23 protein-coding genes and 1 pseudogene are annotated in these 26061 nt (G+C 33.5%); 12 read left to right on the top strand and 12 right to left on the bottom strand.

Features of this window, described 5'->3' with window-relative positions; all coding sequences use genetic code 11:
• Window positions 1-30: 30 nt before the first annotated feature.
• From WC622_RS11880 to ubiE, 11 genes are all read right to left on the bottom strand, one after another.
• Window positions 31-561, bottom strand: coding sequence for an OmpH family outer membrane protein (locus tag WC622_RS11880; RefSeq protein ID WP_372819913.1), 531 nt, complete (start codon window positions 559-561; stop codon window positions 31-33).
• A gap of 17 nt (window positions 562-578) precedes the next feature.
• Window positions 579-3125 carry an outer membrane protein assembly factor gene (locus WC622_RS11875; protein ID WP_372819912.1) on the bottom strand — a complete coding sequence of 849 codons (2547 nt, stop codon included), beginning with the start codon at window positions 3123-3125 and terminating at the stop codon, window positions 579-581.
• Window positions 3126-3188: 63 nt separating this feature from the next.
• A complete protein-coding gene (locus WC622_RS11870) occupies window positions 3189-3929 on the bottom strand; it encodes an isoprenyl transferase (protein ID WP_372819911.1) in 741 nt (246 codons plus the stop codon).
• 18 nt (window positions 3930-3947) lie between these two features.
• Window positions 3948-4760: a DUF6089 family protein gene (locus tag WC622_RS11865; RefSeq protein WP_372819910.1), complete on the bottom strand. Its 813-nt coding sequence runs from the start codon at window positions 4758-4760 to the stop codon at window positions 3948-3950.
• A gap of 1 nt (window position 4761) precedes the next feature.
• A complete protein-coding gene (locus WC622_RS11860) occupies window positions 4762-5643 on the bottom strand; it encodes an NAD kinase (protein WP_372819909.1) in 882 nt (293 codons plus the stop codon).
• 7 nt (window positions 5644-5650) lie between these two features.
• Window positions 5651-6313 carry a CBS domain-containing protein gene (locus WC622_RS11855; protein WP_372819908.1) on the bottom strand — a complete coding sequence of 221 codons (663 nt, stop codon included), beginning with the start codon at window positions 6311-6313 and terminating at the stop codon, window positions 5651-5653.
• Window positions 6313-7077, bottom strand: coding sequence for an alpha/beta fold hydrolase (locus WC622_RS11850; protein ID WP_372819907.1), 765 nt, complete (start codon window positions 7075-7077; stop codon window positions 6313-6315). The genes WC622_RS11855 and WC622_RS11850 overlap by 1 nt, the downstream gene beginning before the upstream one ends.
• A gap of 112 nt (window positions 7078-7189) precedes the next feature.
• Window positions 7190-7636, bottom strand: coding sequence for a GatB/YqeY domain-containing protein (locus WC622_RS11845; protein ID WP_372819906.1), 447 nt, complete (start codon window positions 7634-7636; stop codon window positions 7190-7192).
• A 98-nt stretch (window positions 7637-7734) separates the two neighbouring features.
• A complete protein-coding gene (locus tag WC622_RS11840) occupies window positions 7735-8493 on the bottom strand; it encodes an SDR family NAD(P)-dependent oxidoreductase (protein WP_372819905.1) in 759 nt (252 codons plus the stop codon).
• 50 nt (window positions 8494-8543) lie between these two features.
• Entirely contained in the window at window positions 8544-9293 is a 750-nt protein-coding gene (locus WC622_RS11835) for an outer membrane beta-barrel protein (protein WP_372819904.1), read from the bottom strand.
• Entirely contained in the window at window positions 9290-10018 is a 729-nt protein-coding gene (gene ubiE, locus WC622_RS11830; protein WP_372819903.1) for a bifunctional demethylmenaquinone methyltransferase/2-methoxy-6-polyprenyl-1,4-benzoquinol methylase UbiE, read from the bottom strand. Before ubiE ends, WC622_RS11835 begins: the two co-directional genes overlap by 4 nt.
• Before the next feature lie 154 nt (window positions 10019-10172).
• Between ubiE and yihA the strand changes: the two genes are divergently transcribed.
• The 6 genes from yihA to WC622_RS11800 all read left to right on the top strand — a co-directional run bounded on the left by yihA (window position 10173) and on the right by WC622_RS11800 (window position 19071).
• Entirely contained in the window at window positions 10173-10817 is a 645-nt protein-coding gene (gene yihA / locus WC622_RS11825) for a ribosome biogenesis GTP-binding protein YihA/YsxC (protein ID WP_372819902.1), read from the top strand.
• A 183-nt stretch (window positions 10818-11000) separates the two neighbouring features.
• Window positions 11001-11870 (top strand): UbiA-like polyprenyltransferase, encoded by an 870-nt coding sequence (locus WC622_RS11820; RefSeq protein WP_372819901.1) that lies wholly within the window; start codon window positions 11001-11003, stop codon window positions 11868-11870.
• 76 nt (window positions 11871-11946) lie between these two features.
• Window positions 11947-13662, top strand: a complete 1716-nt coding sequence (locus WC622_RS11815) for a M3 family oligoendopeptidase (protein WP_372819900.1) — start codon at window positions 11947-11949, stop codon at window positions 13660-13662.
• Window positions 13663-14031: 369 nt separating this feature from the next.
• Window positions 14032-15954 carry an LTA synthase family protein gene (locus tag WC622_RS11810; RefSeq protein WP_372819899.1) on the top strand — a complete coding sequence of 641 codons (1923 nt, stop codon included), beginning with the start codon at window positions 14032-14034 and terminating at the stop codon, window positions 15952-15954.
• A gap of 113 nt (window positions 15955-16067) precedes the next feature.
• Window positions 16068-18014 (top strand): amino acid permease, encoded by a 1947-nt coding sequence (locus WC622_RS11805; RefSeq protein WP_372819898.1) that lies wholly within the window; start codon window positions 16068-16070, stop codon window positions 18012-18014.
• Window positions 18015-18042: 28 nt separating this feature from the next.
• Window positions 18043-19071, top strand: coding sequence for an acyltransferase (locus WC622_RS11800; protein WP_372819897.1), 1029 nt, complete (start codon window positions 18043-18045; stop codon window positions 19069-19071).
• Window positions 19072-19121: 50 nt separating this feature from the next.
• Here the strand turns inward: WC622_RS11800 and WC622_RS11795 are convergent, their stop codons facing one another.
• Complete coding sequence (locus tag WC622_RS11795; protein ID WP_372819896.1) at window positions 19122-21098, bottom strand: KUP/HAK/KT family potassium transporter; 1977 nt, start codon at window positions 21096-21098, stop codon at window positions 19122-19124.
• Between the two features lie 247 nt (window positions 21099-21345).
• Here WC622_RS11795 and WC622_RS11790 point away from each other — a divergent pair, with 247 nt between their 5' ends.
• The 6 genes and pseudogenes from WC622_RS11790 to WC622_RS11765 all read left to right on the top strand — a co-directional run.
• Window positions 21346-21798, top strand: coding sequence for a T9SS type A sorting domain-containing protein (locus WC622_RS11790; protein WP_372819895.1), 453 nt, complete (start codon window positions 21346-21348; stop codon window positions 21796-21798).
• A 29-nt stretch (window positions 21799-21827) separates the two neighbouring features.
• Complete coding sequence (locus WC622_RS11785) at window positions 21828-22346, top strand: fumarylacetoacetate hydrolase family protein (RefSeq protein ID WP_372819894.1); 519 nt, start codon at window positions 21828-21830, stop codon at window positions 22344-22346.
• 40 nt (window positions 22347-22386) lie between these two features.
• Window positions 22387-24129, top strand: a complete 1743-nt coding sequence (locus tag WC622_RS11780; RefSeq protein ID WP_372819893.1) for a M23 family metallopeptidase — start codon at window positions 22387-22389, stop codon at window positions 24127-24129.
• Between the two features lie 11 nt (window positions 24130-24140).
• Entirely contained in the window at window positions 24141-24602 is a 462-nt protein-coding gene (gene bcp, locus WC622_RS11775) for a thioredoxin-dependent thiol peroxidase (protein ID WP_372819892.1), read from the top strand.
• Between the two features lie 163 nt (window positions 24603-24765).
• A complete protein-coding gene (locus WC622_RS11770; RefSeq protein ID WP_372819891.1) occupies window positions 24766-25611 on the top strand; it encodes a transketolase in 846 nt (281 codons plus the stop codon).
• Between the two features lie 53 nt (window positions 25612-25664).
• Window positions 25665-26061: pseudogene (locus tag WC622_RS11765) on the top strand (transketolase family protein); the annotation flags it as partial.

Raw genomic sequence — 26061 nt, 5'->3', positions numbered from 1 at the left:
TAATTGTTTTATAATTTATGTGTTTTGTTTTTATTTTACAAGTGTTCCAGGTTTATAACCTAACCTAGTAATAACGTCATTACTAATATCATAATTGCTACTTGCGTAAATCATCATTGTCGATTCACTACTTTTATCAAATACAAAGTCAATAAATTTGTTCTTAGCTGTTTCTCCAATTACCGTTGATACTTTATCTTGAATTGGCTTTAACAGTTTAGTACGCGTTTGAAAAAGCTCTCCTTCTGGTCCAAATTTTTGACGCTGTAATTCTTTAGCTTTCTTTTCTTTTTCAATAATATCATTTTCTCTGCGCTTACGCATATCATCAGTTAATAATACTTGATCTGCCTGATACGCTTTGTACATTTTATCAATTTCACCAAAACTATCATCAACTTGTTTTTGATATTGTTGAGATAATCCGTCTAATTGATTTAATGCAGATTTGTATTCTGGCAAATGCTTAAGGATATATTCTGTATCCACATAAGCAAACTTTTGTGCCGATGCCCCTAATCCTATTAGGAGTAAAAAGCTAGCTAATATATATTTTTTCATAATCGATAGATACAAACTTAATTAAATCCTCCGAGTTGTTGCGCAATGCTAAAGTGGAATTGACCTTTATTTGCATCTGGAATACCAGGTATTTTATCAAAACCATATCCATAATCAATACCTAATAAACCAAATATAGGTAAGAATATTTTTGCACCAACACCAACTGAGCGTCTCACATTAAACGGATTAAAATCGCTAAACTTATTCCAAGTATTACCACCTTCTGCAAATACCGTCATAAACGCAGTTGCTTGTTGAGATGCTATCACTGGATATCTTAACTCCATTACATATTTATTAAAAATTGGACTACCAGAGCTTTGTGCAATAGTTGGATTTGAACCTACCGGAATAACCGAGTTATTTGAATAACCACGCATAGCGATTAACTCAGAACCTTGTAAGAAATCAAATCCTTGCATACCATCTCCTCCTAATTTAAAACGTTCAAAGGCCGACTCACCAACTGCACTATTATATGTTCCTAAGAAACCAAATTGAGCCTGTCCTTTAAATACCAATTTACCAATTAATGTTTCAAACCATTGCGCTTCAAATTTCCATTTGTGGTATTCGGTAAACTTGTAACGTAATTTATCTGAAGCTATTTTATAATTCACATTATTTAATAATGAATAAGGTGGTGTAGCTTGTATTGTAAATTTAATATAAGAACCTCCAGTTGGGAAAATCTGACTTCCATTTCTTGAATCTCTTGCAATTTCTTGTGTTAAGTTCAAGTTATATGAAGTACCTGTACTAAATAAGTAACCTGGATAGTTATTTAAAATGTATTGATTTAAATTCACACTGTGAACTAAAGAGAACCAGTTATCTGGCCATTTTAATTTCCTACCTAAACTAATGGATACTCCATTTAAACGGATTTTTTGGTAGGTAGCATCTGCTGCTGATAAACCATTAGACTGTAATGATGTAAATGCACTTAATCCGAAACTGATTGGTTTTTTACCACCAAACCATGGTTCAGAAAACGAGAAACTATACGATTGGTAATATTTACCATTTGTTTGTCCACGTAAACTTAATTTTTGACCATCACCTTTTGGTAGTGGTTTGTAAGCTTCGCCATTAAACAAGTTTCTTAATGAGAAGTTATTAAAGGTTAAGCCTAATGTACCAATTACACGGCCACCGCCAAAACCACCTGATAATTCAATTTGATCTGAAGGTTTTTCTTCTACATGGTATACAATATCTACAGTACCATCTGCAGGATTGGGTTTTGGAACAGGATTAGTTTTAGATTCATCAAAGTTACCCAATGCACCTATTTCACGTACAGTTCTTACCAATAATTCTTTAGAGAATTTTTCTCCTGGCTTGGTACGAATTTCACGTAAAACAACTCTATCGTTAGTAATGGTGTTTCCTTCAATGCTAATCTTGTTGTTGGTATATTGCGGACCTTCGTATATACGCATCTCTACATCTACAGTATCGTTGTGTATTTTAGTTTGTACTGGATCAATGTTAAAAGTTAAATATCCATCGTTTAAGTAAACACTAGAAACATCATCTCCATTAGCACTGCCACGTAATTTCTTTTCTAATTTTTCTTCGCTAAATAATTCTCCTTTTTCAATTCCTAAAACTTTTTCTAGGTAAACAGTTGTATATTTTGCATTACCAACCCAAGTGACATTACCAAAATAATATTTAGGGCCTTCATAAACATCTAGCTTAATACCAATAGATTTATCGTTGTATTTATAAATGCTATCTTTTAAAATGGCTGCATCTCTGTAACCCTTTTCTTGCATTTTAGCAACTAATTTCAGCTTATCCTCTTCGTATTTTTCTTTGTTAAATTTACCACTACCAAAAACTTTATAAAAAGCTTGTTGTTTTGTCTTTTTAAGAAATTTTCTAAGCTTGGATGATTTAAAATCTTTATTACCTGTAAATGTAATTTCGTGAACTTTTACCCTTTTACCTTTATTGATCAACACCTGAAGAATAACACTATTCTCTTGGTTAGGATCTGGTTTAGATTTAAAATCAATTGTAGTATAAAAATATCCTTTATCTAAAAGATATTTATTGATGATAGATCTTGTGGTATTGTATAAATTATCATTAATGATTGTTTTTCCAGCTTTATCTGCTAGTTTTTCACTGATATCAGTTTTTTGCGATTTGCTTATTCCAATAAATTCAAATGAGCTTAAGCGTGGGCGTTCCACAACTTCGATATCAAAATAAACTGTATCTGCTACTATTTTAGTAACAAATAACTGTACATCATCAAATAAACCTTGTGCCCATAAGTTTTTAATAGCATTTGAAGTTGCTTCTCCTGGCAATATAACACGTTCACCTTTAGTTAGTTTAGAAAGAGTAATAATTACTTCTTTATCTAAGTATTGGGTACCGGTTAATGTTGTGCCACCAATCACATATTCTTTCGGACTAAAATAATCAATATTTAAGCCTTGAACTTTTAAGGAAGGTGCTGCAGGTGCAGGTTGTGTACGGATCTGAGCTAGTGTTGGCAAGCCAATCAATAACAAAAATATGAGTTGGTATATTCTTTTCATTTACAATCTAAAAAACGTTGCTAAGTTAATTTAAACACATGTTAAAAAGTGTTAAAAGTAAAATTAGTTCAATTGTTCACTAATTTTTCCGAAGCGACGTTCGCGTTTTTGGTAATCTACAATGGCTTCAAAAAGGTGTTCTCTTCTAAAGTCTGGCCATAAGGTTTCGGTAAAATATAATTCGGTGTAAGCAATTTGCCATAATAGAAAATTACTTACTCTATGCTCTCCGCTGGTACGGATCATTAACTCTGGGTCTGGTATTTGAGCTGTGGTTAATTGAGCGGCAAAGGTTTCTTCATTAATATCGCTTAAAGCTATTTTTTGCTCTTGAACTTGTTGTGTTAATTTTTTAGCAGCTTCAATTATTTCCCATTTTGCGCTATAGCTTAGGGCTAATGTTAAGGTGCATTTGGCATTTTTGCTGGTTATCTCCATCACATTGGTTAAATCATCAATACATTTTTGTGGTAATGATTTTAAATCGCCAATGGCATTTAACCTTACATTATTTTTATTTAACGTTTCTGCTTGTTCATTAATAGTTGAGATCAGCAATTCCATTAAAGCATTTACCTCATCAGCTGGGCGGTTCCAGTTTTCTGTAGAGAAAGCATATACGGTTAAGTATTTTACGCCAATATCAACGCAACCTTCAACAATATCTTTTACAGATAATACACCACTTTCGTGGCCAAAAACGCGAAATTTACCTTGATTTTTTGCCCATCTTCCATTACCATCCATAATGATCGCAATGTGCTCTGGCAAGCGTTTAATATCTATTTGTTCTTTAAATCCCATTAATATTCTATCGGCGCCCTAAAAAGTAAAGCATTTTTGGCTCACAAAGGTATAAGATATCCCAATACTTACAAACATGTAGGTATCTCTTTTTCTTAAATCTCCTCTTTGCATACCTACTGCTCCAACATTTGAATTTTTTGATGCATTATATGGAGGAAAATAGCGTGGTGAATGAGTTATATCACTTGGATCACTGCTGTCTACATAATAATCTCCAACATCATCAATAAAGTCGTTAAACGTAGTTCTGTAACCTATTTCAGAAAATAGAGTTAAATAATCTGTTAATTTGTATTTAACCCCTACTCCATACGGAATTGAAATACCATATGATTTGTAAGCTACTGCCAAGCCATCTTCGTTTGCATTGGTTGTATAATCTGACAACGTATATTTTGTATCATCATAAGTTGCTTTTGGGTTAAAATAAAAGCCACCAACACCAGCAAAAATATACGGTGTGAACTTACGTTTTGTACTTGCAGAATAAATATCGAAAAAGTTAAGATTTGCTAACAAGCTCACTTCGTGAATTGAGGTGTTAAAATTTAAAGCACGTTCTTTAAACTGATCGTTTGAAGATTTCAAATCATCACCCTTTATTTCGCCATAGGTATAATGCAAACCAAGTCCCAAATAAGGATTGAAATTTATTCTACCGAAAGCTCCTGCAGAAATACCACTAATTTTTAAGGGATTATTTTGATTAAGATCTCCTAAATATCCTGCACCGCCAGCGTTTATGCCAATTTCTGCTCGCTGAGCGAGAACTGAACTGCTTAAAGCTAATGAGATTACGAAAATTAAGACTGCTTTTATATGCCGCATTTTAATAATTACGGGTATCAATACCCCAAAGTAATTTATTCCTTAACGTTGTAAGGTAACTTTCATTGTTAAGGCGGATAAGATTGATGTTAAATTTGGCTTTATTGATGGTAATTTTAACTGATCTATCTACAGTTTCTGTTCTCGAATCACACGAAAGCAGAAATTTTGTGCTTCTTGCTTCAATTTCGAAAGTTAATTGAACGTCATCAGGAATTATGACTGGCCTAACATTTAAATTATGCGGTGCAACTGGTGTAATTACAAAATTTTGTGCGTTTGGCAATATAATTGGTCCACCGCAGCTTAAAGAATAAGCGGTAGAACCAGTTGGGGTTGCTATAATTAAACCATCCGCCCAGTAAGAGTTAATAAATTCTCCATTCATAAAAGCATGAATAATCATCATTGCAGAATTATCTCTTCTGTGAATGGTCATGTCATTTAATGCAAAATTTTCTTCTCCAAATAAGTTATTTTGAGATTCCAGATTTAATATACTTCGTTTATCTAAAGAATACTCTCCTTTTACAAGCGCTTCAATTGCGGTTTTAATTGCATTTTTATTAATGCTCGCTAAAAAACCTAAACGTCCAAAGTTTATCCCAATTACTGGAATTTGAGAATCTCGAACTAAAGACAATGTATCCAACAATGTACCATCACCGCCTAAGCTTAACAATACATCTGCTTCGTTTAAGAGCTCTTTGTGATTAGAAAAAGTACGAATGTTTGAGGGAAGGTTTACTTTGTTTCTTATAAAATTATTAAACTTTAAGTAAACTGAAATCTCGACTTGATAGCTCGCTAAAGCATCAAATACTTCTTGCACAAAAGGTAAAACACTATCGTTAAAATCTCTACCGTAAATTGCTATTTTCATTTAGGCTTTATACGTTTAAATAGTTCATGAAAGAATTGAATCTATCTGCCGAACCATCATCGTTTTGCGTATTGTTAAAAACAGCTTTAACTTCATAATTATATCTTTCAAAAGATGAAATGATACCCGAAAGTTCTGTTTTATTTATTTTTAAGGTAATTTCTAATCGTGTAGAATCGGGAAAAGAGCTTACATACGATGATAAAATCTGAGCATTATCAGCCTCTACAATTTGGGCCATGTGAGCCAATGAATTATTTCTATTGCTTATAGATAAAACAATAATTCCACCTGGTTCTTTTACAGCATAGGTATTGGCTGTATATTCTAGCAAATTATTGATAGAAACCACACCCAAATAATTTTTTTGATGATCTAACACTGGCACTAATGACAATTGCAATTGATTAAACAATCGTATTACATCATAAATATGTGAATCTTCAAAAACAAATGGATTTATGATGGTTAAAGACAAACTGCCTATTGGTGTATCTTGATCTCTAATTTCTATAAGTTCATCTTCGGATACTAGTCCTAAAAATTGAGTTTCATTAACAATTGGCAAATGGTACAATTTAAACTCACTCATCCTTTCTAAAGCTTTCCGAACGCTATCGGAAGTTTTTAGTGGAGGTATTATAGTTGATATGAGTTCTGCTGCAAACATTATTTTAATAAAATCCTATTTAAAAATGTATCTAAATACTCATTAAATTCTGTTGGTCTTTCCATCATTGGTGCATGTCCACATTTATCAACCCAGTTTAATTCTGAATTAGGTAAAAGTTCATGGAACTCAATTGCTACTTCTGGTGGAGTTATTTTATCTTGTTTACCCCAAATTAATGATACAGGGATAGTTATTCTCGATAATTCCTTACTCATGTTGTGGCGTATAGCTGATTTAGCCAATGCCAAAATACGAATTACTCTAGAGCGGTCATTTACAGATTTAAATACTTCATCCACCAACTCTTTAGTTGCTGTAGCAGGATCATAAAAAGTAAATTCTACCTTCTCTTTAATATAATCATAGCTTTCTCTTCTTGGAAATGATCCTCCAAAAGCATTTTCATATAAACCAGAGCTTCCAGTTAATACCAAAGCTTTTACAAATTCTTGATGAGCAGCTGTAAAAACCAAACCTACGTGACCACCTAATGAATTTCCTATTAATACAACCTGACTTAATTTTTTAAATTTAAGAAAGCGATGTACGTATTTAGAAAGACTTTTTACACCAAGTGTAAGAATTGGCAAATCGTAAATTGGTAAAATTGGCACTAAAACACGATAGTTTTTTTTAAAATGATCTATCGCTGGTTCCCAATTACTCAACTCGCCCATGAGTCCATGAAGTAATACCAAGGTTTCTCCTTCGCCTGCCTGAATGTACTTAAACCCGTCTTCTTCAATTACTTCGTATTTCATATATCGTGTTATGATGTTTGGTATGTGCTACTAAGTTAATAGAGTAAAATTAAATTATGGCAATTAATCTGATATTTTTAAGAAAAAAGATCAAACTCAAATAGGAAAATGATTATCCCAATTGTGTTTTTACAATTTCTCCAATTAATTTTCCATCGGCTTTGCCTGCTAATTCTTTATTGGCCAAGCCCATTACTTTACCCATTTCTTTAATAGACGTAGCACCAGATTCTGAAATAATTCTTGCAATTATTTTCTCAATATCTGCTTGTGCTAATTGTTGTGGCAAAAACTGACTAATTACATCAATTTCTTCTTGCTCAACTGTGTATAAATCTTCACGTCCTTGTTCTTTATAAATAGTAGCAGATTCCTTACGTTGCTTTACGAGTTTTTGCAAAATTTTCATCTCTGCATCTTCAGAAATTTCTTCTGCATGTCCCTTTTCTGTTTTTGCCAATAACAAAGCTGCTTTAATTGCTCTTAAACCTCTAAGCTTTGCTTGATCTTTGGCCAACATGGCTTGTTTTATTTCTTGATCTATTGTTGTTGATATCATTTGTTTTTGGTTTTTTGGTTTTTCGTTTGTTTGTTGTTTGGCTAGGGGTTGTCTCATATTTCCTAAAAACTAACAACGAAACAACTAACCAACTAATTTTAATCTCTTTTTACAGTTGTAGCTGTTGCTTGTGCAGTTGGCATAATTAACATATCGTTAATATTTACATGTGGTGGACGGCTTACGGCAAACCAAATGGCTTCTGCAATATCTTGTGCTATTAAGGGTTCAAAACCATCGTATACTTTTTTGGCCCTACTTTCATCGCCTTTAAAACGCACAATAGAAAATTCAGTTTCTACCATGCCTGGATGAATTGCTGTAACTTTTATCCCGTGAGGTAAAAGATCAATGCGCATACCTTGATTTAAGGCTTCCACCGCATGTTTTGTTGCACAATACACATTTCCATTTGCATATACTTCTTTACCAGCAATCGATCCGATATTAATAATGTGTCCTTTCTTTTGAGTAACCATCCAATTGCTTACCACTTTAGAAACATATAATAACCCTTTTATGTTTGTATCAATCATGGTATCCCAATCGTCGGTATTGCCTTTGTCAATTGGGTCTAGCCCTTGACTTAAACCTGCATTATTTATTAATACATCAACATTTTTCCATGCCGCAGGTAGTGCTTCTAACACATAGTTGATGTTTTCTTTATCTCTAACATCAGCCTGAATTTTTTTCACTTCTATGGCGTATTTGTCCGCCAAATGATGTGCTATTTTTTCTAGCAAATTTTCTCTTCTTCCGAGTAGAATAAGGTGATAACCTTGTTGAGCGAAAAGGTGTGCGCAAGCCTCGCCAATACCTGAGCTTGCACCGGTAATTAATGCAATTTTAGCCATCTGTTAATTTATTTGATGCTAACAAAGGTATAAATTTTTGAATGGTGAACTTACTCAAAAAATAAGCTGAAAGTAAAATGTCTGAGTTTAGCTTTATCTATTGGATTAGCATAGGGAGTATTATCGTGTTTTAAAATATCTTTAAACGAATAGGACATTTTTAACTCTGGCGACATTTTAAACCATTCGAAATAAATATCGAAACCTAAACCTGCTTCATATGACAAAAAGTTCTTGTTGTTCTTTATTAATTTATCTATCGGCGCAGCCGAAGCATCATTATTTTTTTTACCAGATGCCAAATCAATTGAATATTTTAATCCGCCCAACAAATAGGCTCTGAAATTCATCATCCGATCTGATTTAATTTTTAAACCAAGGGGAAGATCAATCATTGTTGCCTGCACCTTTTTTTGAATTAATGGATTTCCAGTATTATATGTGCCGGGTTCAACATAGTAGTAATTAATTAATCTATCGTTAAAAACCAAAGTTGGTGTAAAGCGAACATCTAAATTATTGTTAATTCTACTATTTACCACAAAGCCAATTCCAAATCCAACAGATGTTGGAGAAGAAATAGCCGATAATGTATCGGTAACATAATTACCTAAGCCCGTATCGAAATACGGGTTTCTCCAATCTACTTTTTTAAGAATTTTGTATTCTGATGAGATATATTGAAAACTAAATCCGAAGTTAAAATCCTCATCATCAATTCCTCCGCCCCAATTTTGAGCCTTAGCAAAGTTAGTTACTGTTAAAAAGACTAGTAGTAAGAGCGTTAGTTTTTTTCTCATTTAATACCGGTATAAATAGCACTTATACCAAACGTTAAAGGCCGATGTTTGGTATTTTTATAACCAACTTTTTCCATTAAGGCCGTAAATGATTGTCCATCTGGAAAAGCAGCTACCGATTCTGGTAAATAAGTATATGCTCTGTCATCCTTAGAAAACAATTTGCCAAAGAATGGCGTAATGTATTTAAAATAGAAATTATATCCTTGTTTTACTGGAAAAACTTTGGGTTTTGAGAATTCTAGAATTACAATTTTTCCTTCTGGTTTTAAAACTCTAAGCATATCGGATAAACCTTTCTCTAGGTTTTCGTAATTCCGTACACCAAATGCTACCGTTATCGCATCGAAAGTATTATCCTCAAAATGTAACCCTTCAGAATCTCCTAACTGTACGGAAAAAATATGACCAAGATTACGTTCTTTGATTTTCTTTTTAGCGACCTCTAACATTCCTTCAGAAATATCGACCCCAATTATCTTGTCAGGATGCAAAATACTAATTGATTCAAAAGCAAAATCTCCAGTTCCTGTTGCGACATCTAAAATTATTCTGGGTTGTATGGAAGACAATTCTCTTATCGCCTTGCGACGCCAAATGATATCTATACCTAATGATAAAAAGTGATTTAGAAAATCGTAAGTACCCGAAATGTTATTGAACATTGTAGCTACTTGTTCTTTTTTAGTTGCTGTGCCTGAGTATGGAGTTACTTCTTTATTCATAATTATGCGTCAAAGATACTTTAATGTTGCACTATTTTAAAGTGATTTGGGTTGTAAAGTTGAAATGTTGCAATGTTGAAAAGCTAGACGACCAGAACATTACAACATTTAAACATTACAACAGAAACAATATGGAAATACTTACCTTTGTGCTATGATTATAAAATCTGCCACTTTTGTTGTTAGTAATACCAAAGTTTCTGCTTTACCACTACCAGATATGCCCGAATATGCTTTTATTGGGCGTTCTAACGTTGGTAAATCATCACTTATCAATATGTTGGTAAATGTGCAAGGTTTAGCAAAAACATCACAAAGACCTGGAAAAACACAATTAATCAATCATTTTTTGATTAACGAAAAATGGTACATTGTAGATTTACCTGGTTATGGTTATGCGAAGGTGAGCAAAAGCAGCAGAGAAAAATGGGAGAAATTCATTAGAAACTATTTAACTAAAAGAGAAAGTTTACAATGTGTTTTCGTATTGATAGATAGTCGTTTAGAGCCTCAAAAAATTGATTTAGAGTTTTGTTCTTGGTTAGGAGAATGCCAAATACCATTTGCTTTGGTGTATACAAAGGCAGATAAACAGTCGGGGCCAAAAACCGACCAAAACGTTGCGAAATTTAATAAAGCATTATTGGGCTGGTTTGAAGAAGTACCCCCATTTTTTGTAACCTCTGCAGAAAAAGGACAAGGCAGAGATAAAGTTTTAGGCTTTATTGGCGAAGTAAATGAAGATTTCGTAAAACCAATTATCGACCCACAGTTTTATAGCGGCAACAAGAACGAATAATAATTGACTGCGAAACTTTGACAAAGTTATTTGCATTCTGTTATTAACTTTGTCAAAGTTGAATCAGTTTTATACTGGAAGTAAAAATTGCTCCGTCATTGCGAGGCACGAAGCAACTTAATGCGATATAAACCTTAGTTGTAAGATTGCTTCGTACCTCGCAATGACGATAAATGTTAGAAAATGAAAAAATACTTTTCACTCGTATTATTTGCACACTCCATATTTGCAATGCCTTTTGCCTTAATTGGTTTCTTTTTGGGTGTTACTACTACAGAAAATCCATTTAATTGGTATTTATTAGCCTTGGTAATTCTGTGTATGGTATTTGCCCGTAATGCGGCAATGGCATTTAATCGCTATTTAGATCGTAATATTGATGCGAAAAATCCACGCACAGTCATGCGAGATATTCCTGCTGGTAAAGTTTCTGCAAGCGAAGCACTCACTTTTGTAATCGTAAACTGTGTTTTGTTTGTCATTGCAACAGCTTTTATTAACCCATTGTGTTTGTATTTATCGCCTGTGGCGTTATTTGTAGTACTTTTTTATAGTTACACCAAACGTTTTACAGCATTATGTCATTTAGTTTTAGGTTTAGGACTTGCTTTAGCTCCAATTGGAGCCTACATTGCGGTTACCGGTGCATTTAATATCGTTCCTTTGTTTTATTCCTTTGCTGTTTTATTTTGGGTAAGCGGTTTCGATATCATTTATGCATTGCAAGATGAAAGTTTTGATCGCAAAGAAAATTTGCACTCTATTCCTGCTGCCCTTGGCATAAAAAATGCTTTACGTTTATCGGTCGTATTACACATTTTTTCCGCATTATGCGTGATATTACCTTTGTTTTTTGCTGAATTTAGTTGGGTCTATTATATCGGGATTTTATTTTTCTGTGCCATGCTAACCTATCAGCATTTGCTAGTAAAACCAACAGATATCAGTAAAGTGGATCGTGCTTTTGCAACTACGAATGGGTTTGCATCTGTCATTTTTGCACTTTGCTTTTTAATTGATGCTTTTTTAAGGTCAGGATTTAAAGGATTTTAGGATTTGCAGGATAATAGCAACTAACTTTACAACGTTTCAACTCCTGATAGCTATCGGGATCAATTACAATACTATTATGAATAACTTAATCATACCTAAGAAAACAAGAACCTACATTCCTCAAAACTTAAAAATGGAATGGGACAGTTTATCTCCAATTTTAGATGAATTACTAAAAAGAGAAATCCACAGCGTGGAAGAACTGGAAAAATGGTTAAAAGATAAAAGCGAATTAGAAGCTGCGCTTGAGGAAGATTTTGCTTGGCGCTATATTAAGATGACTTGCGATACGGCTAATGAAAATTTAGTGAAAGATTTTCAGTATTTCGCGACAGAAATTGAACCTAAAATTTCTCCAATAGCTAATGAATTAAATAAGAAATTTAGCGAAAGTCCATTTATAGAGCAATTAGACCAAGAGAAATATTATGTCTATATCCGAGCAGTTAAAAAAGCTTTAGAATTATATCGCGAAGAGAACATTGAGCTTTTTACGCAATTACAAGTAACTCAACAAAAATACCAAGGCATTACTGGTGCCATGAGCGTTACTATAAACGATCAGGAATATACATTAGAACAAGCAGCTAACTTTTTAAAGGACACGAATAGAAGCGTTAGACAAAATGCTTGGGAAACCATTCAACAGCGTCGTTTAGCAGCTAAGGACGAATTGAACATTTTGTTTGATGAACTAGTTGCAATGCGTCATAAAGTTGCTTTAAACGCAGGTTTTGAAAACTACCGCGACTACATGTTTCAAGCTTTAGGTCGTTTCGATTATACGCCAAAAGATTGTTACGATTTTGCAGAGGCAATTGAAAAAGAAGTTGTTCCAGTTTTAAAAGAGCAAGCCGACAAAAGACAAGCAGCTTTAGGTTTAGATACCTTGAAACCTTGGGATATGGAAGTAAGCACTACCGGAAAACCAATGTTAAAACCATTTAATAATGGACAAGAATTAATTGATAAAAGCATTTCTTGTTTTACAGCAATAAACCCATCGTTAGGAGAAAAATTGACCATTATGAAAGTGAATGGACTTTTTGATGTGGAAAGCAGAATGGGTAAAGCTCCAGGCGGTTACAATTATCCTTTAGCAGAGACTGGTGCTCCGTTCATTTTTATGAATTCGGCAAATTCTTTACGTGATTTAACCACAATGGTTCATGAAGGTGGGCATGCCATACATACTTTTTTAACAGCCAATTTAGAATTAAATGATTTTAAACATTGCCCATCAGAAGTTGCTGAATTAGCATCAATGAGCATGGAATTAATTTCTATGGATAATTGGGACGTTTATTTCGATAACGAAGAAGAATTAAATCGTGCTAAAAAAGAGCAATTGGCTGATGTGTTAAAAACCTTGCCATGGGTTGCAGTAATTGATCAATTTCAACATTGGATTTACACAAATCCTGATCATAATGCGGCTGATAGAGAAACTGCCTTTAAACAAATCTATACTCGTTTTGGTGCAGGCTTTGCAGATTGGACAGGTTTTGAACAGCAATTTGGTAATTTGTGGCAAAAACAATTACACTTGTTCGAAGTGCCTTTTTATTATATCGAATATGCCATTGCTCAATTAGGTGCCATTGCCGTTTGGAAAAATTACAAGGAAAATCCAGAGAAAGCATTAAAGCAATATTTAGCAGCTTTAAGTTTAGGTTACACCAAACCTATGAATGAAATTTACGAAACTGCAGGAATTAAATTTGATTTCAGTGCTGATTACGTAAAAGAACTAGCCACATTTGTAAAAGAAGAATTGAATAAATTGGTATAGTCATCCAATCCTATTTTTGAGAGCCAAGCGAATAGCTTGGCTTTTTTTATGAAGTTTGATTTAACTAATAGTTAATTATTGACACCTATTTTTAATAGAACGCTAACAGTAGTACTTATTTAGTTCACCTTTCATTCGGAGTTTATTCGGATTTTGTTCGGATATAAGCGATGTAACTCCGAACGAACTCCGAAGAAACTCCGAAGAAGCTCCGAAGAAGATGGGTGTGAATTCATATATATTTACAGCAGCTTTAACTCTAAGAAGATTTAATATTAAAGAAACATAGCTGATTTTGCTGTATTCAGAATTTCTTCAGAATTAAAATCTAATTTCGCAAATTCGTACAACCAAATTGGAGTTTACCTCATGCTTAAAAAATTATTTGCCACTCGTTTTAAATTATTGGCAATCGTATATCTATTTATTATTTCTGTTTCATTTTTAACGCGACTTGTTCTTTTCATCAAATCGTTTAGCCAATTAGATCCTAATCCGCTTCAAATTATAGGTATCTTTTTAATTGGTTTATTAAATGATACGTTGATGAGTACTTTTTTTCTCATTCCTTTTGTATTGTACTTATGGCTAGTACCAAATAAAATCTATTTTAAAAAATGGCATCGGTTTATACTGTACGGTTTATGTCTTTTAGCATTTACCATACTTGTTTTTAATGCGGTTTCTGAATGGTTTTTTTGGGATGAATTTTCAACTCGCTATAATTTCATCGCGGTAGATTATCTCATTTATACAACAGAGGTAATTGGCAATATCTGGCAATCGTACCCTATTGTAAAGCTATTAATCGGCATTGTTGTGCTGAGCATTTTAGTTTTAGTATTCACAAAAAAATACATTAAAGCAGAAGTAACCAACAGAATATCATTCAAATACAGAACTTTAATAGCGCTTATTCTCTTGCTTTTACCTGTTTTGGTATTTCTATTTGGCAGCAATGGCGCAAAACAATTTAGTAAAAATCAATATGCCTCAGAACTCTCTGGAAACGGCATATATGATTTTGGGGCTGCCTTTATCAACAATCAATTAGATTATGATAAATTTTATAAAACTGATTCTGTGAGCGCTATTTTCAGTACAGTTAAAAAAGATTTTATTAGCAGTACTAGTCAGTTTCAAAGCGATTCATTAACCTCAATTACCAGAACAATAACATATCCTGGAGATCAGAAGAACTACAACCTAATTATGATTAGTGTAGAAAGTTTAAGTGGCGATTTCCTGTCTAGATTTGGAAACACGGAACATATCACACCTAATTTAGATAGTTTAGCAAATCAAGGATTATTCTTTTCAAATCTTTTCGCTACTGGCACCAGAACCGTTCGTGGATTGGAAGCTTTGTCGCTAAGTCTTCCTCCTACTCCTGGTCAGTCTGAAGTAAAAAGACCTAATAACGAAGGTAGATTTTCACTAGGAAATGTATTGAAAAGCAAAGGATATACCACACAATATTTATACGGTGGTTATGGTTATTTCGATAATATGAATTACTTTTTTAGTAATAATGGGTATGATGTAATTGACCGTTCTGCCATTACAAATGAAAAAGATATCCACTACGAAAACATTTGGGGTGTAGCCGATGAAGACCTATTCACGTTAGCCGTTAAAACTTTTGATGCAAACTACAAATTGAAAAAACCATTCTTCAGTCAGATAATGACGACTTCCAATCACCGTCCGTATACATATCCAGAGGGGAGAATTGATATACCTTCACATACTGGGCGCTCTGGAGCAGTAAAATACACCGATTATGCCATTGGAAAATTCATAAATGATTGCAGAAATAAACCTTGGTTCAATAACACCATATTTGTAATTGTAGCCGATCATTGTGCATCGAGCGCAGGAAAAACTGAGTTGCCCATCAAAAATTATCGCATTCCGATGATTGTGTATGCGCCATCCATTATAAAACCAAGTACGTTTAGTGGATTAACTTCTCAAATTGATATTCCACCAACTTTACTTGGAATGTTAAATGTAAGTTATACTTCTAAGTTTTTCGGATTTGATATTTTTAATACACCAGCAAATCAGCGTAGAGCATTTATAAGCACCTACCAAAATTTAGGCTATTATAAAGGAAATCAATTAATTATTTTATCTCCGCAGCAAAAAGTAGAAGCATTCAATGTAGATTCTACAACTTTTACGACCATTCCAATAAAATCAGCTCCTGCCTTAGAGAAAGAAGCAATTTCTTATTATCAGTCTGCCAGTTATTTATTGCATAACCGACTTTATCAATTTAAAAAGTAACAAAACGATTTTAGGAACTGTAGTTTTAAACTTAATTTTTTAAGTTTGAGAAAACTAAACAGAATTGCTCTTTAATCCTTTTAGGATAAAGCGTAGTTATTAAAAAGCCAAACATGTTCGAAAAACTATTTAGAAAGAAATCCATTAGCAAAATCTTAGAAGATGCAGCAAAAGGATATGGAGATCACGGAGATTCACTACATAAAACCTTAGGCGTAAGAGATTTAACAGCTTTTGGTATTGCCGCTATTATTGGCGCTGGTATTTTCAGCACTATTGGTAAAGCAAGTGCAGATGGCGGTCCGGCAGTTATTTTCTTATTCATTTTTACTGCGGTAGCCTGTAGTTTTGCAGCCTTTGCTTATGCGGAATTTGCCTCAATGGTTCCAGTTTCTGGTAGTGCTTATACCTATTCTTATGTAGCTTTTGGCGAGTTAGTCGCATGGATTATTGGTTGGTCGTTAATTATGGAATATGGTATTGGAAATATCACCGTAGCCATTTCTTGGTCCGATTACTTTACAGGACTGCTCTCCTCCATTCATATACCTGCCTTAGGTATAGACGGCATAAATATCCCAGCTTGGGCTACAATGGATTATTTAACCGCTTATAATGGACATACGCATGCGGACGCCTTAGTAAATGCGGGTAAAAGCATTGCCAATTTAGATGATGCGACACGTATTGCAAATAGTGCTTGGACATCCGCACCTAAAATTGGCAGCTTCCACCTAGTGGCAGATTTACCTGCGTTGGGCATTATCATCTTTATTACTTGGTTGGTTTACCGCGGAATGAAAGAATCAAGAAATGCTAGTAATGCAATGGTGGTAGTTAAATTAGCTGTTATTTTGCTGGTATTAGCAGTTGGTGTTTTTTATGTAGATACTAAAAATTGGAATCCTTTTGCACCTAATGGTGTTTCTGGAATATTAAAAGGCGTTTCTGCGGTTTTCTTTGCCTATATAGGTTTTGATGCTATTTCTACTACTGCAGAAGAATGTAAAAACCCACAACGCGATTTACCTAGAGGAATGATGTGGGCAATTATTATCTGTACCATTTTATATGTTGCTATTGCTTTGGTTTTAACTGGAATGGTAAAATCTGACACATTAGCTGTTGGAGATCCACTAGCATTTGTTTTTGATCAATTAGACTTAAAACTAATGAGTGGAATTATTGCGGTAAGTGCTGTATTTGCCATGGCTAGTGTATTGTTGGTTTTCCAAATGGGACAACCTCGTATTTGGATGAGCATGAGCCGTGATGGTTTATTACCTAAAAAGTTTTCTAAAATACATCCTGTTTATAAAACACCTTCATTTGCAACAATTGTGGTGGGTTTTGTTGTCGCAGTTCCATCGCTATTTATGAACTTAACTATCGTTACAGATTTATGCTCTATAGGTACATTATTTGCTTTTGTATTGGTTTGTGCGGGTGTTTTGGTGTTACAAAATAGACCTGGTGTACAAAGAGGAAAATTCAAGATACCTTATGTAAATTCAAAATATATCGTTCCAGTTGCTTTAATTGCTGTAATTGTGCTTTGTTTTGTAAAGTTTAAAACAGAAACCACAGATTTTATTACCAATAAAACTAAAATTAACGATCCAGTTACTTTTATTAAATCTTTATCTGATACGGAGATTGCAACTGTTAAGAATGAAATAAGTGCAAGTCCGGTAGTATTACAAGGAAAACAAATAGATGCTGAAGCTTATTTGAATAGCTTAACGCCTGCGCAGTATGATGAGTTTATGGCTAAATCATCTATTTCATTCGATAAAAAGTATGAAAGTGGCTGGGGCTTATTTAAACACAAAATCCCAATGTGGATTTTCTTAATTATCTGTTTAGTCATTACCTACTATTGCATCACTAAAAATCTATCATTAATTCCTGTATTAGGTTTAATTAGCTGTTTATATATGATGTGCGAGTTAGGTATTTCGAACTGGATTGGCTTTGGAATTTGGTTGGTAGTTGGTTTAGTTGTTTACTTCGCCTATGGCTTCCATAATAGTAAATTAGGGAAACAGCAAATGCAATAATTAAATTATTAATCTGTTATTGCTGTGGATGAGCGATTTTAAACAAAAAGAAGATACTTCCTGGCTAGATAATTTAAGGGTTTTTGCAACCATTAGCGTTATATTTTTACATGTTGCAGCTCCATTTGTAACTAAATTTGGCAAAATTTCTATGTCTAATTGGTGGTGGGCAAATACGTATGATGGATTAGTAAGATTCTGTGTTCCGGTATTTGTAATGCTAACAGGAGCACTTTTACTACCGAGAGCTCATACACTTAAAGCTTATTTAAAAAATAGATTGGTTAGAATTGTAATTCCTTTCGCCTTTTGGACGGCTATCTACATCTGTCATGCTATTTATGAAAAACCTAACAATTACAATTTAACCTTTATTGTAGATAAGTTAATAAACGGAGCTGCTTATCATCTTTGGTACATATATATGATTATTGGAATTTACCTTATTATTCCAATTATTAGTACATGGATAAGAAAAGCAAGCGAAAAAGAGATCTTATATTTCTTAGCACTTTGGTTAATCTCCATTTTAGCAACACAACCAATTATTTCTAATTATACACCAGACTTTAATCTAAAATACTTTTCTGGTTTTATCGGATATTTGGTTTTAGGGCACTATTTATCGAGAATAAAATTTGAAAATGTTAAACAAATTAAGCTGATTTCTTTTTCGATATTTTTTGTTGGCGTATTCATTACTATAATTGGCACGTACCTTTTATCAAGTCAAAAAGGCAAATTTATAGTAGATTTATATACTTATTTTTCTTTAAACGTAGTAATTGCTGCAATAGGAATATTCTTGTTCTTTAAACAGTTTACGCTAAAAAATAAACATATTTTAAAGTTTCGGAATTTTATTAACCGAAATAGCTTTGGAATCTATTTCGTACATATTTTGGTGTTGTTTTATTTAAACAAAGTAGGAATTAATGGCAGTATTTTAACACCTAAATTTGGAATATTTATAACTACTGGTCTTTGTTTATTTTGTTCTTGTGTACTTATTCATTTCATCAAGAAAATTCCATTCGGACATAAATTAGCTGGATAGCTTGTTTTATTATTATAAAACCCCAGCTTTTAGGCTGAGGTTTTATATTTTTAAACAGCTAATCTGTTCAATTCGATATCATCAGGAGTAACAAAAATTAATGGAACTTTTTCTACATCTACATAACTAGAATCTAGTCCAAAACTGCTTACTTCTGATAAACTTAAGCGTTTTAAAACGAAGTAGTAATCCATGATGCTACGCTCGTAAAAACTCAAGTTCGTAAACTTAGAAAGATGTTTTTCTAATAATACAAAGCGGAAATCGCCAGCAATTTTATGTTTATTTAATGAAGTATATTGACTTGTGATATCTACCTCGCCATTTTTCACCAACTCTTCAACTACTTTACGGTATAATAAATTTACGCGTTGTTCAATTCTAAAACCTAATTTAAAATCAATACGGATTAGCTTGCCAGGAATTAAGAATTCCACTTTATAATCCATAGTATACGGTTCATCCATTACATCAACGTGAACCAACCAATACACATCGGCACGTTTTGGTTCTTTCTGTATAATCGAATAAATAATCTTTGATTCAATCTCAGTTTTAAAATTTGCGCTGGTTAAGTATACTAATTGTGATGAAAATTTAGGGACAGATATATCATTACTCAACTCCGTTAAAATGGTATAATAATCTTCTATTTCAACGTATTTTACAAAGCGATTTTTAATTTTTCGGGCATTATACCAAGTCCACATTACACTTAAAAGCGCACAGCTAATTAATAAAGTAACCCACCCACCGTGAACAAATTTAGCCATATTACCTACCAAGAATGCTAATTCTATAGCTACATACACTGATACAAAAATCACGATCAAATATTTCGGGAATTTCTTTCTAAGCATGTAAACAGCCACTAAAACTGTTGTCATTAAGAAGGTTAGGTTAATTGCTAATCCATAAGCACCCTCCATATTATCAGATTTCCTAAAAATAAGCACAATAATTATACAGCCTACCATTAACAACCAATTGATAGATGGTACATATAACTGCCCTTTCTGCACACTTGGGTAATTGATTCGTACTTTAGGCCAAAGATTTAAACGGACAGCTTCAGAAATTAAGGTAAATGAACCAGAAATCATTGCTTGAGAAGCAATAACTGCAGCTGTTGTAGCTAAGATAACCATCGGAATGACCAAACCTGCTGGCACCAATTCAAAGAACGGGTTTTGCACATGAGGATCGTAGCTCGTATTTTTCAATACCCAAGCTCCTTGACCTAGATAATTAAGTATCAGCATTGTTTTTACAAAAATCCAACTTACTCGTATGTTTTGCTTACCACAATGTCCTAAGTCGGAATACAAGGCCTCTGCTCCTGTAGTACATAAAAATACACCGCCCAATATGGCTAATGCACCAGGATTAGATGCTAGTAATTTGAATGCCCAGTAAGGATTTAATGCTTTAAAAATCCAAGGGTCATGAATAACTTGAGCTAATCCGGCAACGCCCAAAGCAGCGAACCACAAAAACATGATTGGCCCAAAAAGCTTACCTACTAAATTTGTTCCGAATTGCTGTATAATAAATAAAAGCGCAATAATTGCAATTACAATGGGCACAACTTTCACAGAGTGAAATTTAAGTTGTAAACCTTCAATTGCTGAGGTTACGGTAATACTTGGAGTAATCATCCCATCTGCTAAAAGTGCCGCACCTCCAATTATGGCAGGAATAACTAGCCATTTGGCTTTTTTTACTAGAGAATAAAGTGAAAAAATACCGCCCTCACCTTTATTATCTGCTCTTAAAGTAATAATTACGTATTTAATTGTGGTCTGTAAGGTTAATGTCCATATGATACAAGACAAAGCTCCTAATACTAAATCTGAAGTAATATAATTTCCTGCTAAGCCGCTAGGACCCTCAGCTATCAATTTTGCAGTTTTAAATATAGCTTTTAAGGTATACAAAGGCGATGTACCAATGTCACCAAAAACAATCCCTAAACTTACTAGAACCCCACCGGCTGTGAGCGCATTAACGTTTTTATGATCTGACACTTTTATAAAATTTGACTGCAAAATTAATTAAATAAATAATATTAAAGTCATTAATATTTACCTCGTTATATGCGACAGGAACGAGTAAAATTTAATGAAAAACAACTGTTGTTAAATAGTGTTAAATATTGGTTTAATACCTAAAATGTTTGATTTCTTTGTTTAATTATTTATATTTTTGCCAGCATAAAGGATGATTTCAAAGCCAAAAATAGCGTTCTCATGGAGTTTACTATGCACAATCTGCATGGTAATTTTGGTGGGTTCGTCTGTTTTCGCACAAAAAATTGATACTTCAAAAATTTCTATTAAGCCTAAAGCAAAAGTAGTTAGCCGAGTTCCTCAAATTAAAGCGAACATCCAACCTTATAAACCAAACACTATTGGTTATGGTTCATCTAGCAGTACATTGTCAACCACTACACTTACAAAACGCGGCAAAGTCTTAACTGTTTTAAAAGTTTATCCAAATCCTGTTGTAGATCAAATTAACATCAGTCTGAGGCTCGATCGGGAGACTTTACTTTCCATAAAAATAACTGACTTGTTGGGCAATGATGTGGTTACCTTAGCGAACGAGCGTGTTCCAGCAGGTGAACAAACAAAAACCTACACAATCAATAAATTAAATCCAGGAATTTATTTTTTAAGGATATTGGCAAGTGGGGAACCAGTTGTCAAGAAGATTTCTGTATTATAAATTACCCTTATCTTTTCTATTTTTGTTTTATGAAGATTATTGCAATTGGCCGCAACTATGCTGCGCATGCTAAAGAACTGAATAACGCTGTTCCAACAAAACCTATTATATTTTTAAAACCAGATACTGCTGTTTTAAAAGACAATAAACCTTTTTACATTCCAGATTTCTCCTCTGATATTCATTATGAGTTAGAAGTGGTTTTAAAAATCTGTAAAGAAGGAAAGCATATTTCTGAAAAATTCGCTGCTAATTATTACGATGAAGTAGGTTTGGGAATAGATTTTACAGCAAGGGATATTCAGAGTGAGCACAAAGAAAAGGGTTTACCTTGGGAATTAGCAAAAGCTTTTGATAATTCTGCTGCGATTAGTAATTTTTTTCCAAAAGCAGATTATGCTGATATGTACGATTTAAAATTTGAATTACAAATCAATAAAGAAACTAGGCAGAAAGGGCATACTGCTAATCTTTTGTTTTCATTTGAGAAAATTATTTCGTTCGTTTCTCAGTATATCACTTTAAAAAAAGGTGAGAGTGTTGGTTAGAAGACAAACAATTACTCAATTTTAGTATTAAATAATAAGAATGTTTCTAACTACAAAGTCAACCTCACTAAAACTTCCACTTTTAATTCTCTTTCTTTTTTTAGCCATCAAGGCTGATGCACAGCAAATTTTTAGCAATACCATTTATCCGCTTACGGATTTTAGACAACCTTTGGACATTGTGCCACCAGCATTGGCGGGCTCTTTCGGTGAATTAAGATCCAATCATTTTCATTCAGGAACTGATTTTAGAACCAATCAAAGAATTGGCTATCCTGTTTACGCAACTGCAGATGGTTATATTTCACGCTTACGTGTACAAAATAGCGGGTTTGGTTTGGCTTTATACATTAACCACCCTAATGGCTTTACTTCAGTTTATGGACATTTATCGCGATTTAGTCCTAAAATTGCACAACAGGTAAAAAGCATTCAATACAAAAATAAATCCTACGAAATAGATGAGTTTCCTAATGCAGATTTAATTCCTGTGCGCAAAGGAGAAGTTATTGCTTATTCTGGTAATACGGGAAGTTCTGGTGGACCACACTTGCATTTTGAGCTAAGAGATACCAAAACTGAATTAACAATCAATCCTCAATTATTAGGTATTCAAATTCCAGATAATATTCCACCAGTTATTTATTCGATGTATGTATATCGCCTAAATGGCAAACCTTTTAATGAATTTACACCTAAACAATACTTTCAAGTTGTTGGCGCCAAAGGAAAATACAATTTAAACAAGGTAAACACCATTAATTTAAGCGGAGAAGTTGGTTTTGGTATAATAACTACAGATAAACACAATGGCCTTTCGGGTACAAATGGGGTGTATTCTATAGAACTGGAAGTAGATGGGAAGATAATTTACACTTCAGCGTTAGAAAAATTTAGCTTTGAAAATAGCAAAGCCATCAACTCTCATATAGATTATCCAGCATTTATTACACTTAAACGCAGTATTCAGAAAAGTTTTGTAGATCCTGGCAATCCACTACGGATTTACAGTAATTTGGTGAATAGTGGTCGTATTAATTTTAATGATGACAAACTACACAAAGTAAATTATATTGTTACGGATTCTAAGGGCAACAAAAGCACTCTTTTATTTAATGTAAAAGCTGATGCAAAAGCCGTGATTAATGCACCAACTCCACCGGCTGGAATCCCGTTTAGTTATTCGAAAGTAAATGAGTACAATGCCGATGATATTAAAGTAATTTTACCAAAAGGAACATTATACAACGACTTAAATTTTACTTATAAAAAGTTACCAAAACCTCAGCACAATGCGTTTTCTGTAATTCATCAAGTCCAAAATACTTTAACACCATTACATATTGGTTTCGAACTTTGGATAAAAGCTGATAGTAATTTAAACAAATATCAAAACAAAGCCCTAATTGTAAATACCAATCGTTCATCGCAAGGTGGATATTTTGAAAATGGTTATGTGAAAGCCATACCAAAAAATTTCGGCAGTTTTTTTATTGCTGTTGATACGATTGCCCCTACTATCATCCCAGTAAATATCGCCAATGGAAAAAACATGGCTGGACTTAGTAAAATGAGTTTCAGAATTAGCGATGGACTTTCTGGAATTAAGAGTTTTAATGGTTATATTGATGGCAAATGGGTTTTAATGGAGTTTGATACTAAAACTGCAAACTTATGGCATAGCTTTGATGAGCGCACTTTGACAGGAAAGCATACATTTGAGTTAATTGTTGTAGACATGAAAGAAAATATTAAACGATATGCCATCGGTTTTTATAGATAAATAAAATAATTATGAGCACAATAAAGGTGGGCGATAAAGCTCCAACATTCACTTCTAAAGATCAAAATGGAAATACAGTTTCTTTAGATCAGTTTAAAGGTCAAAAAGTGGTTTTATATTTTTATCCGAAGGATGATACACCAGGTTGTACAACAGAAGCGTGTGATTTTCGCGATAATTATCAAGGCTTAAAAGCTAAAGGAATAGAAGTTTTAGGAGTAAGCATAGATGATGAAAAATCACATCAAAAATTCATTGCTAAACACAGTTTACCTTTCACACTTTTAGCCGATACGGATAAAGCTATTGTAGAAGCCTATGGCGTTTGGGGCGAAAAGAATATGTATGGCAAAAAATATATGGGTACTATCCGCACAACGTTTATTATAGATGAAGAAGGAAAAATCGCTCATATCATTTCTAAAGTAGATACTAAAAGTCCAACCGCTCAAGTTTTAGATTTACTTAAATAGAATTTTAGTATATAAACAGTTTATTTTCGCTTAAACATTATTCATAAATACATTACCTTTGGAAGGTAACAACAACACTTTATTTTAATGAACCCGACATGAATAAAATTATTGTTTTATTCATCAAAGGCTCCATCTAACAGTTAAAAATTTAAAAAAATAGATGAAACATACAATTAGTGAATTAGAAGATATTGCCTCACAAGTTAGAAGAGATTGCTTGAGAATGGTTCATGCTGTTCAATCAGGACACCCTGGTGCATCCTTAGGTTGCGCAGATTTCTTTACGGCTTTATATTTTGAAGTATTAAACCACAACCCTAAATTTTCAATGGCTGGAGTTGGGGAAGATTTATTTTTCCTTTCAAACGGACACATTTCGCCGGTTTGGTATAGTGTGTTAGCAAGATCTGGTTATTTTAAAGTGAGCGAATTAGCTACTTTCAGAAAATTGGATTCGAGATTACAAGGTCACCCAACTACGCATGAAGGATTACCAGGGGTTCGTATTGCATCTGGATCATTAGGACAAGGTTTATCGGTTGCTATTGGTGCTGCTTTAGGCAAAAAAATTGATGGCGATAAAGGATTAGTCTATGCTTTAATGGGCGATGGCGAGTTACAAGAAGGTCAAAATTGGGAAGCATTAATGTTTGCTCCTTTTCATAAGGTTGATAATTTAATTGCAAGTGTAGATTACAATGGGCAACAAATTGATGGTCCAACTGAAAAAGTACTTTCATTAGAAAATCTTCAAGCAAAATTTGAGGCTTTTGGCTGGCATGTAATTACTTCAGACGGAAATGATATGGCGGAAATTACTAAAGCATTGCATTATGCAAAATCATTAACTGGAAAAGGGAAACCAATTTTAAACTTAATGAGTACTCAAATGGGTTATGGTGTTGATTTTATGGTAGGAACACATAAATGGCATGGCTCAGCACCAAGTGATGCACAATTAGAAGTAGCATTAGGGCAACTTAAAGAAACAGCTGGAGATTACTAAGATTTGAGAATTACAAAACACTCAATCTCATATCTAAATAAAAATTAAACATCGTGAAAAAATATACATATACAGAAAAGAAAGATACACGTTCAGGTTTTGGAGCTGGATTACATGAAGCAGGTAAACGCAATGAAAATGTGGTTGCCCTTTGTGCTGATTTAGTTGGCTCTTTGAAAATGGATGCTTTCATTAAAGATTTTCCAGAAAGATTTGTGCAAGTTGGTATTGCAGAAGCAAATATGATGGGTATTGCTGCAGGTTTAACCATTAATGGAAAAATTCCTTTTACAGGTACCTTTGCCAACTTTTCTACTGGTCGAGTTTACGATCAAATTCGTCAATCAATTGCGTATTCAGGTAAAAATGTAAAAATTTGTGCATCACACGCAGGTTTAACACTTGGAGAAGATGGGGCTACTCACCAAATTTTAGAAGATATAGGTTTAA

This window comes from Pedobacter sp. (assembly GCF_041662865.1).
In the GTDB taxonomy this organism is placed as follows: Bacteria; Bacteroidota; Bacteroidia; order Sphingobacteriales; family Sphingobacteriaceae; genus Pedobacter.
Note: the sequence above shows the minus strand (reverse complement) of the source record. Positions and strands in the feature narration are given on the sequence as shown.